The 13,769-nt window shown below is 41.5% G+C and carries 12 protein-coding genes, 1 pseudogene and 1 other annotated feature; of the genes and pseudogenes, 5 read left to right on the forward strand and 8 right to left on the reverse strand.

Going from position 1 to position 13,769, the window contains the following annotated elements; all coding sequences use genetic code 11:
• The first annotated feature begins 84 nt into the window (after positions 1-84).
• On the forward strand, positions 85-285 hold the full coding sequence (locus EP737_RS16515; RefSeq protein ID WP_129729069.1) for a hypothetical protein: 201 nt from the start codon (positions 85-87) through the stop codon (positions 283-285).
• Positions 286-381: 96 nt separating this feature from the next.
• On the opposite strand, the gene spxA is transcribed toward EP737_RS16515, so the two are convergent.
• Entirely contained in the window at positions 382-777 is a 396-nt protein-coding gene (spxA, locus tag EP737_RS16520) for a transcriptional regulator SpxA (RefSeq protein WP_129729102.1), read from the reverse strand.
• Positions 778-1,188: 411 nt separating this feature from the next.
• Between spxA and EP737_RS16525 the strand changes: the two genes are divergently transcribed.
• Positions 1,189-1,392, forward strand: coding sequence for a hypothetical protein (locus tag EP737_RS16525; protein ID WP_129729070.1), 204 nt, complete (start codon positions 1,189-1,191; stop codon positions 1,390-1,392).
• 214 nt (positions 1,393-1,606) lie between these two features.
• Here EP737_RS16525 and EP737_RS16530 read toward each other — a convergent pair whose 3' ends face one another.
• The 4 genes from EP737_RS16530 to opp3b all read right to left on the reverse strand — a co-directional run bounded on the left by EP737_RS16530 (position 1,607) and on the right by opp3b (position 5,719).
• Complete coding sequence (locus tag EP737_RS16530) at positions 1,607-2,542, reverse strand: ABC transporter ATP-binding protein (RefSeq protein WP_129729071.1); 936 nt, start codon at positions 2,540-2,542, stop codon at positions 1,607-1,609.
• Positions 2,535-3,578, reverse strand: a complete 1,044-nt coding sequence (locus tag EP737_RS16535; RefSeq protein WP_129729072.1) for an ABC transporter ATP-binding protein — start codon at positions 3,576-3,578, stop codon at positions 2,535-2,537. Before EP737_RS16535 ends, EP737_RS16530 begins: the two co-directional genes overlap by 8 nt.
• A 207-nt stretch (positions 3,579-3,785) precedes the next feature.
• The gene (opp3C, locus tag EP737_RS16540) at positions 3,786-4,790 is read right to left on the reverse strand and encodes an oligopeptide ABC transporter permease (protein ID WP_129729073.1); all 1,005 of its coding nucleotides are present in this window, start codon (positions 4,788-4,790) and stop codon (positions 3,786-3,788) included.
• Positions 4,790-5,719, reverse strand: a complete 930-nt coding sequence (opp3b, locus tag EP737_RS16545) for an oligopeptide ABC transporter permease (RefSeq protein WP_129729074.1) — start codon at positions 5,717-5,719, stop codon at positions 4,790-4,792. Before opp3b ends, opp3C begins: the two co-directional genes overlap by 1 nt.
• A 195-nt stretch (positions 5,720-5,914) precedes the next feature.
• Here opp3b and EP737_RS16550 point away from each other — a divergent pair, with 195 nt between their 5' ends.
• Both EP737_RS16550 and trpS read left to right on the forward strand, forming a co-directional pair.
• Entirely contained in the window at positions 5,915-6,289 is a 375-nt protein-coding gene (locus EP737_RS16550; protein WP_129729103.1) for a DUF3899 domain-containing protein, read from the forward strand.
• Positions 6,290-6,334: 45 nt separating this feature from the next.
• Positions 6,335-6,545, forward strand: a binding site (T-box leader).
• Positions 6,546-6,983: 438 nt separating this feature from the next.
• Complete coding sequence (gene trpS, locus EP737_RS16555; RefSeq protein ID WP_129729075.1) at positions 6,984-7,973, forward strand: tryptophan--tRNA ligase; 990 nt, start codon at positions 6,984-6,986, stop codon at positions 7,971-7,973.
• A gap of 174 nt (positions 7,974-8,147) precedes the next feature.
• Here trpS and EP737_RS16560 read toward each other — a convergent pair whose 3' ends face one another.
• Entirely contained in the window at positions 8,148-11,282 is a 3,135-nt protein-coding gene (locus tag EP737_RS16560) for an MMPL family transporter (protein WP_205650958.1), read from the reverse strand.
• A gap of 671 nt (positions 11,283-11,953) precedes the next feature.
• On the opposite strand from EP737_RS16560, the pseudogene EP737_RS16565 reads away from it, so the two are divergent.
• Positions 11,954-12,139: pseudogene (locus EP737_RS16565) on the forward strand (IS3 family transposase); the annotation flags it as partial.
• A 34-nt stretch (positions 12,140-12,173) separates the two neighbouring features.
• Here EP737_RS16565 and EP737_RS25685 read toward each other — a convergent pair.
• Positions 12,174-12,341 carry a hypothetical protein gene (locus tag EP737_RS25685; RefSeq protein WP_165350833.1) on the reverse strand — a complete coding sequence of 56 codons (168 nt, stop codon included), beginning with the start codon at positions 12,339-12,341 and terminating at the stop codon, positions 12,174-12,176.
• Positions 12,342-12,756: 415 nt separating this feature from the next.
• Positions 12,757-13,503: a YjbA family protein gene (locus tag EP737_RS16570; RefSeq protein WP_129729077.1), complete on the reverse strand. Its 747-nt coding sequence runs from the start codon at positions 13,501-13,503 to the stop codon at positions 12,757-12,759.
• Positions 13,504-13,769 lie beyond the last annotated feature (266 nt).

Here is a 13,769-nt window from a genome sequence, read left to right on the forward strand (position 1 = left end):
GGAATTTCTCAGTACCTCGCCATATAATAAGTGATTCTCCTGGGTAACCTAAGGCATGAATATAAAATGAGAGGAGCTATTCAATTGACAGATTTTACGGCAAATGACTCAGCAACAATGAAATCAAAGGTACAATCTAAGGCATCATGGAGCGGAGAACATAGCATTGGAACGGGGCATATGCAGAAGAAACAGGATCAAGAGTTACATAAAGGTAATCCTGTTGTCGAAGCACAAAAGCAAATGTCTTCACAACAAACAGTAGGTCTTCCGCCACAGGAGTGAAACTACGTCTCTCAGCTTGCTGACACTGCTTTAACAGTCTCTTTTTCACCAACATAAAAAGTCGCTTGTCGATTGACAAGCGACTTTTTATGTTGGTTAATTCACAAGCTTTTGAGCCTCACGCAATTGAAACGTTCTTACCGTACGAGGCAAGAAACGACGAATTTCATCCTCGTTATAGCCGACCTGTAATCTCTTTTCATCAATAATGATTGGACGGCGTAAAATGCCTGGGTAATCACGAATAATTTTATATAAATCTTGAAGCGGTAATGATTCTACCTGAATGTTTAATTCCTGAAAAATCTTAGAACGTGTAGAAATAATCTCATCTGTTCCACTCTCTGTCATGCGAAGAATCTCTTTAATTTCTTCAATTGTGAGAGGCTCAGAAAAAATATTCCGCTCACGATATGGAATATGATTTTCCTCTAACCATAGCTTTGCTTTTCTGCAAGATGTGCAGCTTGGCGAACTATACAAAGTTACCATCATTTACTCACTCTCCCTAAGATGAGTACAGTTTTTAAATCTTTTACCTAAAATCAGTATCCTGAACTGAGACTCGTTTTCAAATAACAATTACTTTAAATAAGCAACTCTATACACATTATACAATACATAGCCACAGAAATACACATGAAATTCTTTTAAAAAAACGAAAATAACTTATACAAAAACTATACAAATGAGTAGCAATATGAATTTTTTGTAATCATTTGTCACAAATACCCGTGCAGATCTGCATTTTTTAACTCATTTTCCAGAAAAGTTCCCACTGCAAAACTTGCTGGTGTTTAAATGGTGAACCGTTAGCAGTTTCCCCTTAACATTTCTTCCCTTCGCTCCTCATTTCGACTACAATAGAAGAAAGGGATTACATTCAAGCAAGGGGGAATGAAGATGATAGCATACTTCTTTGACTTAGCCATTGTAGCTGTCCTTATTATCGGTATTACAGCCATGATTGGCGTCATCACAAACGGAATTGGCGAAAAAGTATTCGGCGGCAGAAAACGTCGCGAGTTCGTTGACCAATCCGCAAAAACACAAACAGGTTGGAATGCTGTTGGAGGAAAAGGAATTTACCGAAAACGCACCTATTAGATCGTTGTAAAGCCTCTTTCATTCATTGGATAGCAATCCTATAAGGCTTCACGTGATCTGCTTTTTAAATGTTGTCACACAAAAAGGAAAAACTTACTATTATTAAAATTCTATATTTTACCAACCAATACCTTTTTATAAACGTATAAATTCTATGGGGATACGATAATATTGCTGGAAAAGGAAGTCCTCTGACTAAGGGCTTCCTTTTCTATTAGCTATGTATCTCTTGATATTTTCTATACTCCGCTTCTGAGCATAGCACCCAGTGATTGGGGCAAATCTCTCTCATACTCGGTTCTTCACTTCCATAATTATGCTGCGCCGGATCATATACAACACGTTTGCGGTTGCGCTCATAGTCCGGATCTGGAAGCGGAATAGCAGATAAAAGCGATTGTGTATAAGGATGAACCGGGCTTTTATATAATTCTTCACTTTCCGCAAGTTCCACAATTTTACCGTGATACATAACCCCAATGCGATCACTAATATATTTCACCATAGACAAATCGTGAGCGATAAATAAATAGGTTAACTCCCTTTCCTTTTGCAGCTTTTTCAATAGATTGACAACTTGAGCTTGAATCGAAACATCAAGCGCCGAAATTGGCTCATCTGCAATAATAAATTCTGGTTCCACCGCTAAAGCACGGGCAATGCCAATCCGCTGTCGTTGACCGCCTGAGAATTCATGCGGATAGCGGTTCGCATGCTCACGGTTCAATCCTACCGTTTCTAGCAGCTCATATACGCGCTTCATACGATCTTCCCTCGATGTTGCTAGACCGTGAATATCAATGCCTTCTGCGATAATATCAGCTACTGTCATCCGCGGATTCAAGGATGCGTACGGGTCCTGGAAAATCATCTGCATCCTGCGGTTAAACCGTTTCAGGTCCGCTCTTGATTTCTTGCCATGCACATTCTCGCCTTTAAACAAAACCTCACCTTCTGTTGCGTCATATAAACGGATGATGGTTCGACCCGTAGTAGATTTACCAGAACCAGATTCTCCTACAAGTCCAAATGTTTCACCTTTATAAATATGAAACGTAACATCATCGATTGCCTTTATAACAGCGCCGTTCGTTTTAAAATATTGCTTGACGTTTTTTACTTCAATTATCTTTTCACGCTTATTATCCATTTCGGTTACCTGCTTTCATCTGACGAATACGGTTTTGAATCATCTCCGGAGCTTCTATTTTGGGAGCATTCGGATGAAGCAGCCATGTTGCGGCATAATGCGTATTACTCACCTGAAACATAGGGGGCTCTATTTCGAAGTCAATTTTCATTGCATGCGGATTACGCGCCGCAAATGCGTCACCCTTTGGCGGTTTAATCAAGTCCGGAGGCGTTCCTGGAATCGCATATAACTCCTCATCAGTACCATCTGGACTAGGCATCGATGCAAGCAGTCCCCAGGTATAAGGATGCTTCGGATCGTAGAAGATTTCATCAACAGTGCCTACCTCTACAATCTTTCCTGCGTACATAACAGCCACACGATCTGCTACATTCGCTACAACACCAAGATCGTGAGTGATGAAAATAATTCCAGCATCTGTTTTTTTCTGGATATCCTTCATTAGCTCTAAAATTTGAGCTTGAATTGTTACATCAAGCGCTGTCGTCGGTTCATCCGCAATTAACAGTCTAGGATTACACGCAAGCGCCATTGCGATGACAACACGCTGTCTCATCCCTCCAGAAAACTGATGCGGGTATTGATTCACACGTACATCCGGATCGGGGATTCCTACAAGAGCAAGCAACTCCTTCGCTCTTGCATGAGCGTCCCCCTTATTCATCTTTTGATGCTTGCGTAAGCCTTCCATAATCTGATTGCCTACTGTCATCGTCGGGTTTAAGGATGTCATCGGATCCTGAAAGATCATTGCAACCTCTTTTCCGCGAATGCCTTGCATGTCCTGCTCAGCCAGCTTTGTTAAATCACGGCCATCAAATAAAATCGCTCCATTTTTAATACGCCCTGGAGGATTAGGAATTAACCCCATTAAAGCCTTGGAGGTAACAGATTTACCAGATCCCGACTCCCCTACAATCGCTAAGGTTTCTCCCTTTTCCAATTCGAAGTTGACTCCGCGAACCGCATGAACCTCGCCCCCATGCGTATCGAAGGAGACATATAAATCCTTTACTTCAAGTAATTTTCCCATTATATTTTCTCCTTTCTTTTCAGAAAAGCATATATTGGTTTGTTTCCTTAGGAAATTGGGCCGTGTCCGCTTTTCTTGCACTGCAAGAAAGTCTAACTTTTCGGGGGATGTCTAGCTCCCAAGGCCCAAAATGGCAGACTCCGGGCTGAACCTCCGCAAAAGGCAAAAAGCGCCTTTTACTCCGGCCCACCCCTACGCTTTTCTTAATTACTTACGCATTTTTGGATCTAGTGCTTCGCGCAACCCATCTGCCAATAGATTAAAGCTTAAAATAAGCAAACTAATTATAACTGCCGGAATAAACATCGTATGCGGATACGTTTGGATGGACTTATATCCGTCGCTTACAAGAGAGCCCAAGGATGCAAGAGGCGGACGAATTCCAAGACCAATGAAGCTAAGAAATGCCTCTGTAAAAATTGCGCTCGGAATTGTAAACATCGCCATAACGATAATGGAGCCCATTACATTAGGAATCAAGTGTCTCGCAATTAACTTGCCGTTTGTTGCACCTAATGTACGGGATGCTAGTACATATTCTTGATTCTTCAGCTTGAGCACTTGACCGCGTACAATACGGGACATGTTAATCCATCCCGTTACAACCATGGCAAGTGTTAATGGAACAATGCCGGAACCTAAAATAATCACGAACAAAATCACAATGATTAAATACGGAATTCCGTTTAATACTTCGACGAAACGCTGCATGATCGTATCAACTCTGCCGCCATAGAAGCCAGAAATCCCGCCATATGTTACACCAATCAGCATATCGATGACTGCCGCTAATAACCCAATGTAAAGGGAAACACGTGTCCCCTCCCATGTTCTCGTCCAAAGATCACGACCAAGGTCATCTGTACCGAACCAAAAGTCCTCTTTTATGCTGCGCTTTTTATACTGGTCTACTTCGTTAAAGTCCTTACCGTCAAACCAAGGGATAAACTTCAATACTTCGATTCTGGGAGGAAGCTTCGCGCGTCCCAAGTCTTGATCCTTATATGAATACTTGCTCATCGCAGGTCCAAACACTGCAAAAAAGACAACAATAGCGATGATAATCAATCCAAAAATAGCACCTCTATTTTTTATTAAACCACGTCTTGCATCCTGCCAAAATGTTAAGCTGGGACGAGCAATACTTTCATTATCAATTACGCTTCTGTCCGCGGGCTGAAACAAGTCCAGAGACAGGTTTTTTATATCCATCAGTGCTCCCCTCCCGCCAAACGGATACGCGGATCAATTACCCCATACAATAGATCCACAATAAAAATAACAAAAACAAACAATATACTATAAAAGATCGTTGTCCCCATAATAACTGTATAATCATTCAATACAATCGAATTCACAAACTGCTCCCCTAATCCAGGAACTGCAAAAATCTTTTCGATTACAAGCGTACCTGTCATCAAGTTCACCATCATGGGTCCTAAAATCGTAATAACCGGTATTAGAGCGTTGCGCAGCGCATGCTTTACCACAATCGCCAACTGACTAATCCCCTTAGCCTTTGCGGTTAAAATATAATCCGAATTCATAACCTCTATTAACTCTGTGCGCGTAAAACGGGCTACATTCGCTGTTACAAACACAGAAAGAGCAATCGTCGGTAAAATTGTAAATTCAAATCCCTTCCAAAACGCAACTGGAAGCCAACCGAGCTTAACCCCAATATAATATTGCAACAGTGCAGCGAATACGAATGAGGGAACAGAAATTCCTAGTACGGAAATAACGGTTGCGCCGTAGTCAACACTCGTACTGCTGCGCAGTGCAGCCAAAATACCGAGCAGCAAACCCATTAATGTACCGAGCACTAAAGCTTGCAATCCTAGCTGTGCGGATGGAATAATTCGAGCACCGATCAAATCTGTTACCGGTCGATTATCATATTTAAAAGATATACCTAAATCGCCTTGCATTAGATTCGTCATATAACGCACATATTGCACCGGTACAGGTTCATTGAGTCCATATTTTTCTAAGATGATTTCCTGCTGCTGCTTAGACAGCTTTTCCTGATTCTGGAGCGGAGAACCCGGCAGCAGCTTCATTAAGAAAAACGTAAAGGTTGTAATTAAAAACAAAGTAATGAGCATGTAAACGAAACGTTGAAATATATAACGTCCCACACCAGCACCTCCATATCTTTACGAAATTCCTTGCCTTAAAGAAAATCTTGTTATTTTCTAGTATTTCTCTATTCAATGCAGAACAAACAATACACAAAAATATTCACTAATCTTCGTATGGGAAGAGTTACTATTTGTACAATATAATAGTATGAATATTTTTTAGAATGCTCGGAGGGAACACTTTTGAACCGAATGATAGCTTCGACAAGTGTTATAATAGGAGTGTCTGTTGGCATTTCATGTATAGTCGCGTTGCTTCAACACCAACACTCCTTTTTATTGCCTTTTGTAAACAGCCTGTTTTATATCGCCCTTCCCTTCAGCGTCATCGGGGGATTTCTTTTCCTGCTTGAACGCGGATGGTTTAACATTACAAGATACGCGTTCCGTAAAATGTTTTGGATTGCGCATGCAAAGGAAGCAGCTCTTTTAGAGGAAGAACACCCCAGAGCAGATCGAGAGCTTTTATACCGAACCTATTCCTTTCGTCTCACATACCCTTTCCTTATTACAGGTTTGATTCTTGCCGTTTTATCTATAGGAATTAGCTTTGCTGTATTAGTGTAGCTTGCATCGTATTGGATATTTGCTATAATAAATAGAGAATCTTATAGTCTTGCGATGAGAAAGAAGAGTACATATTGAGGTCATTTCAGAGAGCTTGTGGTTGGTGCGAACAAGTAATGATGCGGTATGGAATGGGCTTTTGAGCACCGAACCGAACTTGAAGTAGGCTTCGGCGTTTCGTCCGGCGTTACCGGATTTAAGTGATTTTGCGTTTGCAAAATAATTAGGGTGGCACCACGGTCCATTCGTCCCTATGTTTGTTAGGGACGAATGGGCCTTTTTTGCACTGTAGGAAAATATAAATTTCCCGCTGGAAGTGAATTCAACGTAGTCGGAAATTTTCGGAATACAGTATAAGGCAACTACACCTCTGTCTTCGCCCAAGGGCGGGGCTCGCTAGTCGGTGAGTTTTCTTTACACTGTAAGAAAATATAAATTCCCGGCTGGAAGTTCATTCGACGTAGTGGGGAATTGCAGGAATACAGTATAAGGGCAACTACGCCTCTGCCTTCGTCCGGGAAGCAGGGCTTGCCAATCAGCGAGTTTTCTTTATTTCCTAATTAAAAAGGCAGAATCGGCTGCTTACTGATAGAGAGGAAATTCCCCAAAGTAAGCAAGCCAAGCTAGACAATGCCCTGAAACTTATACTTTCTTAAATTCAAATGAAATTTAGGACATAGGGAGGAATTGCAACATGTCAGTTATTTTTTCAGGTATTCAACCAAGCGGCACGATTACAATCGGCAATTACTTAGGCGCTATGAAGCAATTTGTGGAGCTGCAAAATGAACATGATTGTTATTTTTGTATTGTCAATCAACACGCGATTACGGTTCCACAGGATTCGGTAGAGCTTCGCAAAAACATCCGCAGTCTTGCTGCTTTATATGTAGCATGTGGAATTGATCCAGAGAAATCTACATTATTTGTGCAATCAGAGGTACCAGCGCACGGGCAGCTTGGCTGGATTATGCAGTGTATCGCCTATATTGGTGAATTGGAGCGTATGACACAGTTTAAAGATAAATCAAAGGGCAAGGATGCTGTCTCAGCTGGTCTGCTTACTTACCCACCGTTAATGGCAGCTGATATTCTGCTATACAATACAGAAATCGTACCTGTCGGCGATGACCAAAAACAGCATATTGAGCTAACTCGTGATTTAGCAGAGCGCTTTAATAACCGTTACCGTGAAGTATTTACCATCCCAGAAATTCGCATTCCAAAGGTTGGCGCCCGCGTCATGTCTTTAACAGAACCGACGAAGAAAATGAGTAAATCTGATCCAAATCAAAAATCAATGGTGAGTCTTCTTGATGACCCGAAAGCCATCGAGAAAAAGATTAAAAGCGCTGTTACTGATTCTGAAGGTATCGTAAAATACGATAAAGAACAAAAACCAGGCATTTCCAACCTGCTTACTATTTATTCCTCGTTCTCCGGCAAAACAATTGAGGAGTTGGAGGCGCAATACGCAGGAAAAGGCTACGGCGATTTTAAAGGTGACTTAGCGCAAGTTGTCGTGGATGCTATAAAACCAATCCAAGAGCGCTATCATGAGCTGATTGGTTCTCCTGAGCTTGACGAAATTTTAGATCGCGGTGCTGAGAAAGCAAACAAGGTTGCCATGAAGCAGCTTCGAAAAGTGGAAAACGCGATGGGCTTAAGCCGTAAAAGACGATAGTAAGAAAACAATACGAAGAAAACTAAATAACATGAAAAGGCACAGTCATTTCTGACGTGCCTTTTCTTACATTGTAAAAAAGTATAACTTTTCGGGGTGATGTCTAGCTCCCAAGGCCCACAATGGCAGGCTCCGGGCTGAACCTCCGCAAAAGGCTTGCCTTGTTCGCTTTTCTTACATACGTATATCGCGCTTGCTTTCTTCTCTGTTTAAATTCCGTTCAAACGGGAACCAATTTGCCTTGCCAAACAACTTCACCATAACCGGCACGAAGAACGGCAGAAAGACAAATACATACAGCAGCAAGCCTGAAAGCACGATTGTCGCGATTTGCATTAAGGATAATACACCCGACGGATACAGAGCCGCAAACGTACCTCCCAAAATAATAACCGCGGAGAAGATAACCGGTCCCATGTTGCGCATCGCAAGTAGAATCGCTTCATTTACCGAAGTTCCTTTATACTCGTTGAAGCGGTCCATAAGGAAAATGCTATAATCTACACCAAGAGCCATCAGAAGCACGAAGCCAAAGAATGGCATTGTCCAGTTAATGCCGTCATAGCCAAGAATGTTCACGAAGATAACCTCGTTAATCGCCAGGGAGCTGAAGAAGCAAAGCGTGAGCGATACGATGAGGTACAATGGCATTACGATAGAGCGAAGCAATACAATCAGAATAAGTGTGATACCAATCAGCATGTAAATAACTGTTTGCTTGTAGTCACTGTTGGATGCAGCCAACATATCAGCAGCGCTGGCTGATACACCGGAAACCCCAACTTCTGCATCCTTTAAATCCGTATCTGCCAGCGTACGCTTTACCACCGCTTGGATATCCTTTGTTGCGTTCTGTGCTTCAGCTGAATACGGGTTATATTTTAATACCACATCAAACTTTGCGACTTCTTTATCCTTGGATAAGTAATTATCGAAAACCTGCTGAAGGTCTCCACTTTCGAGCGCTTCGCTTGGAATATAGAAGCCCGCCATTTCTTTATCAGGCGCTTGCGCTAAGCCGCCTAGGTAGCTTTGTGCAGAATGTAATCCGTTTGAAATCTGTCCTAGTCCATCTGTACTTTGACCGAGACCGCTTTGAAGAAGGGCAAGCTTTTCATTGACTGACGCAAAGCCATCTTTGAGCTGACTCTGTCCATTTTCCAGTTGCGCGAGACCGCTCGAGACCTCCGGCAATTTTCCAATGACTTTGTTTTGGGCGTTCACTAACTCTGCATTTCCGCTCTCAAGCTTTGCTGCTCCTTCTTCAAGCTTTTGCAAAGCCTGTGCAAGCTGCTCTTGTTGAGCAATTGCAGATGAAATTATTCGTTCACTATCGTTTACTTGGGCAACAATAGTGTTGATCTCTTCGTTCAACTGCTTCACCACATCTTTGATTCCAACAGCTGAGCCCAACACTTGTTTCTTTAAATCTTGATATGTCGGGTCCTTCCCTAAATCCTCATAATTTTGTTCGAGGGCTGCAAACATTACCTGCAATTGCTCTACATTCAAATTAATTGCGGCTTGATCTAACATCTCATAAATTTCATTGTATGTACTTCCTAATTGCCGAAGGGCATTCGCCAGCTTTTGAAACTCTTCAACTTGCTGCTTCGTCTCTGATTGGGACTTTTCTACCTGCTGACGCAGCAGTGCAAGATTGTGCTTTATTTCACTTACTCCTATAGAGCCTTTGCGCATCCCATTCTCTATTTGGCTTAATGCGGTTTGAATCTGTCCTACACCATTTTGCAATTGCCTTGTCCCGCTAATAAGCTGATTTACACCTCCTGCCGCAGAATTCAACTGTGGTGTCGATGCTGCAAGAGAGCTTTTTGCTTCCACCAAACCATCTTTAATTTGATTTAAGCTCTCTGTTCCTTTCCCGATCCCATCATTCAACGTTTTCGCCTGATCCGCCACGTAGAAATTTTCCACTGGATCGCCAAGCGGACGTGTGGCACTTCGGACTTTTTCCACAGAAGAAAGTTTCATGATCTCGCGGCTAACTTTTTCAATTGTCGTCAATGCTTCTTCTGAATCAAGTTTTTCCTTGCCCTCGACAATGACTTGTACAGGCATGACTTTGCCGGGTCCGAAGCTATCTGCAATCGTGTTGAAACCTTTTACAGAGCCATACCCTTCTCCGATTTCATTCAATGAGTTAAAAGAAAGCCTTCCATCATAGCTAACCACTAAAGGCACAACAATAACTATAACAAGCAATAAGGCGTGGAGCGGCTTACGGATCGAAAAATTCCCAAATGCCCCCCATATTTTACTTTCACTATGGCCGCTTGCGGATTTTACTGGCCAGAATAAGCGCGGTCCCAATGTATACATAAATGATGGAACAATTGTCACGAGCGCAACGAGCAGGACAACAATACCAATTGCAACGCCTGTTGCAGATTGATATAAAGAAAATTTTGATAGTGCGATAGATACAAAGCCAATTAAAACAGCCAATGCGCTGAATAAAACGGTTCTTCCGGCAGTTTGATACGTTTTAATGATTGCCTCAGTCACTGTTTCATGCTTCGGCAGCTCCTCCTTAAAACGGCTGAGCAACAAAATACAGTAATCCGTTCCAATTCCAAACAGGGCTGCTACCATGAATATTTGCGTAAAAGTGGAAATCGGGAAATTGAACCAATTTACTAAATATGCCACAATGGCCGCACTTGCTACATAAGATACGCCTACTGTCAAAAGAGGAATAAGCGGTGTCACAATCGAACGAAATACAAGCACTAGCACGAACAAGATAAATATTATCGTAATAATCTCTGCTTTGTGTAAGCCATTTTGGGAGCTAACCATAACATCCTCTTCGATAAAGTGTCCTCCTGTGAAATAGTGATCAATCTTGGGGTTTCCGACGGCCTTTTCTAGGTCATCACGAATTTCAGCAATGCTGCGCCCTTTTCGATCTATCTCTATCGAGGTAATAATCGTTTTCTTATCTTTAGAAACGAGCTGCTGGCGAACCTGTTCCCCATCTCGATATGTAGTTATTTTGGCGATACCAAGCTGTTTTTGTTTATTTTGTAATGCATTCAATACTGTATCGACTTCTTTCTCCTTACTTGCGCCGATCCCCTTTTTATCATGAAAAATGAGAACTGCCGAAACTGTATCAGCACCCTCTGCATGATGACGGTCTAAAATCTCATTTGCGATCATGGAGGAATACTTATTCGGGATAGTAATGTTTCCTTTATCGCGGACAAGCTGTTCCATATCTGGCGCAAACATCAGGAGAACCGTTAATAACACAGTCCATAAAGCAAGAAACACCCAGCGCATTTTCAATAAAGCCTGCATAGTGTTATTTCCCTTCTCTCGAGTTAATAATTATCCAAAGTTTCTCGTAGTTGCACTTATACTATATTCTTAAAGTTTCTGACTACGTCGAATTCGCTTCTAGCTGGAAATTGATACTTTCTTACAGTAAAATCAAGCTTCCAATTCCTCTAAGTAGAAACGTACGAACCGGCACGCATTTTTCTATCCGTTGCCAATATCGGTTCCTCCTTCTCTGTCGTTCACAATAGGATAACGTACCGATCCCACAGGCCGACCGTACGAGTTACATATCCTTTTGCGACGAGGCAGTCAACCATTACAGTCTTTACACTGTGATTTACATTATTCCATTCTGACAACAGACTAGAATCACAAAAAATATTATTTCTTAATATAAGGAATTTGAGAAATTGTTTCGAAGTGATGTCTACCTTAAGCTGTTCAGATAGAAGGACCCTTTATTTTGCAAGTTGCGAAAATGAAAATTACTTCATATCGTCGTATTAAGCGCTCAAGTTTTCTCATCCATGGAGTCTGCTCCTTTTTATTGAAGTACAAGATAATTCAATAGTTAAATTAGGCAGCAGTTAAAGTATAAAGATAATTGGTATTTTTTTCAACAAAAAATACCAATTATCTTTGAATTGCACCTCAATTTTGTAGCCAATGGGGGCATAAAGAATTTCTTTAGCCTATTAAAGAATGAGTTACTGTACCTTAGAGGATTTGAAAGCGTGGAGCATTTCAGATAAGAATTGGAGAACTACATTCACTATTACAATCGCAAACAAATTAAGAAAAAATTAAAGGGCATAAGTCCAATATTGAACCGGACTCATACCCAGAAAGCTGCCTAACATTCATGTCTAACTTTTGGAGGCAGTTCGCTTTTTATTTCTTCTTTTTTAGTTCTTGCATAGATTTAATCAAGGCATCGCGTTCACCCGCATCAGATAGCTCTTCGGAAAATTCTTGGTCCTCACGGCGCTTTGCTGCGAACTTGATTTGTCCGGCAGCCGCATTATTATTTGGTGCCGCTTGCTTATTCCAATCTCCCATATTGTCTCACCTCTTTTCCTTTTTCTTAGTATGGGACAACAGAGTAAAACCATTCCTGCTCCATAAGAAAAGCGGACAAGGCCCGCCTTTTATAGCAGCGTAGGGGTGGGCCGGAGTAAAAGGCGCTTTTTGCCTTTTGCGGAGGTTCAGCCTGGAGTCTGCCATTTTGAGCCTTAGGAGCTAGACACCACCCCGAAAAGTTACACTTTCTTACCTTGCAAAGAAAGAAAACTCACTGATTGGCGAGCCCTGTCTTTGGGCGAAGACAGAGGCGTAGCCCTACTTATACTGTATTCCTAAAATTTCCGACTACGTCGAATTGATTTCCAGCTGGAAATTTATACTTTCCTACAGTAATATAAAAATCCTCCGAAACATATTAGGTTTGTTTCGGAGGATTTTTATTTTTGCTTTTCTAGTTGACTTTCGGCTCTTTTTCCATTTCCCATAGCTTTTCGAAAAATGGTTGTCCTTTTACAAGGCGCGCGCAAAGCTGTTCATGCTTCTCGCTCCAGCCGCGCTGCGCTTCTTCAAACAGACGTCCCCATACTTCTTCAAAGGACATATGCTGCACATCTTGATACGCTGTTGGCTCCCATTCTGTATACCAATAACGAATTTCTGCTGGGTTTCTTGTTGCATATAGCTGATCTAATGCCATAAATAACAATTGCTTTAATTGTCTCTCTTTTCGAGTCAGTCCGCTCATCATATACGGTGACGGAGACAAAATGTGGTGCTCCTTCTTTACGGTCGCTGAATTGAAGGAATAGGATTCCGTTTGTGCATTCGCAATCATGTCATATACCATTTGTTCTTGTCGAGGAATAAGTCTGCTTTTGCGGATTGGTATATTGTAACCGATTGTATCTACCGCGAGAATGCAGTTGCCGTCAGAAACAACGAAGCAATAGTCTAGCTGCGTGCGCTCGTGATTTTTTCGAATATACGCTTTCTGATGTACGTCTTCTAACAGTTTGGACGGAAGCTCGAGTAGTTCATTTTCGATGTAATGATACAAGGCGGAATCTACCTTCAATAAAGGAACCTGATCCAACAATTCGATCGTGTCGTCTTTGCGCCACTCATAGAAAGGACAAACATTATAGCCGTTTTCTTCACCCTCAAACCAATTTACCCATACATCATGCAGATATAACATTTCTTACCCCTCACTTCACAACTGTTTGTTGATACCATTATGGTCATGAGAACAAGAATTTATTCCAGTTTAGGAAAGATATTCAATACATAGTTTATAAATTCTGCATTTCTTTTCTGTTTCATTCTAAGCTTGTTTCTTTTCGTTACTCATCTTATGACAAAAAATGCTAAATACCACAAGGAAGGAAGCGGGTTCTTGCCTGTTCTGCTGATAATATGTCTAGTTTACGTGTATCAATGTCGTTCTAGCAACAAACTATCATG

Source organism: Ectobacillus funiculus, assembly GCF_004138295.1.
In the GTDB taxonomy this organism is placed as follows: domain Bacteria; phylum Bacillota; class Bacilli; order Bacillales; family Bacillaceae_G; genus Ectobacillus; species Ectobacillus funiculus.

What these genes read in the sequence shown, in the direction of transcription:
- spxA (WP_129729102.1), bottom strand. Translation starts at nt 777, where the DNA reads ATGGTAACTTTGTATAGTTCGCCAAGCTGCACATCTTGCAGAAAAGCA.
- EP737_RS16525 (WP_129729070.1), top strand. Translation starts at nt 1,189, where the DNA reads ATGATAGCATACTTCTTTGACTTAGCCATTGTAGCTGTCCTTATTATC.
- EP737_RS16530 (WP_129729071.1), bottom strand. Translation starts at nt 2,542, where the DNA reads ATGGATAATAAGCGTGAAAAGATAATTGAAGTAAAAAACGTCAAGCAA.
- EP737_RS16535 (WP_129729072.1), bottom strand. Translation starts at nt 3,578, where the DNA reads ATGGGAAAATTACTTGAAGTAAAGGATTTATATGTCTCCTTCGATACG.
- opp3C (WP_129729073.1), bottom strand. Translation starts at nt 4,790, where the DNA reads ATGGATATAAAAAACCTGTCTCTGGACTTGTTTCAGCCCGCGGACAGA.
- EP737_RS16550 (WP_129729103.1), top strand. Translation starts at nt 5,915, where the DNA reads ATGATAGCTTCGACAAGTGTTATAATAGGAGTGTCTGTTGGCATTTCA.
- trpS (WP_129729075.1), top strand. Translation starts at nt 6,984, where the DNA reads ATGTCAGTTATTTTTTCAGGTATTCAACCAAGCGGCACGATTACAATC.
- EP737_RS16560 (WP_205650958.1), bottom strand. Translation starts at nt 11,282, where the DNA reads ATGCGCTGGGTGTTTCTTGCTTTATGGACTGTGTTATTAACGGTTCTC.
- EP737_RS25685 (WP_165350833.1), bottom strand. Translation starts at nt 12,341, where the DNA reads ATGGGAGATTGGAATAAGCAAGCGGCACCAAATAATAATGCGGCTGCC.
- EP737_RS16570 (WP_129729077.1), bottom strand. Translation starts at nt 13,503, where the DNA reads ATGTTATATCTGCATGATGTATGGGTAAATTGGTTTGAGGGTGAAGAA.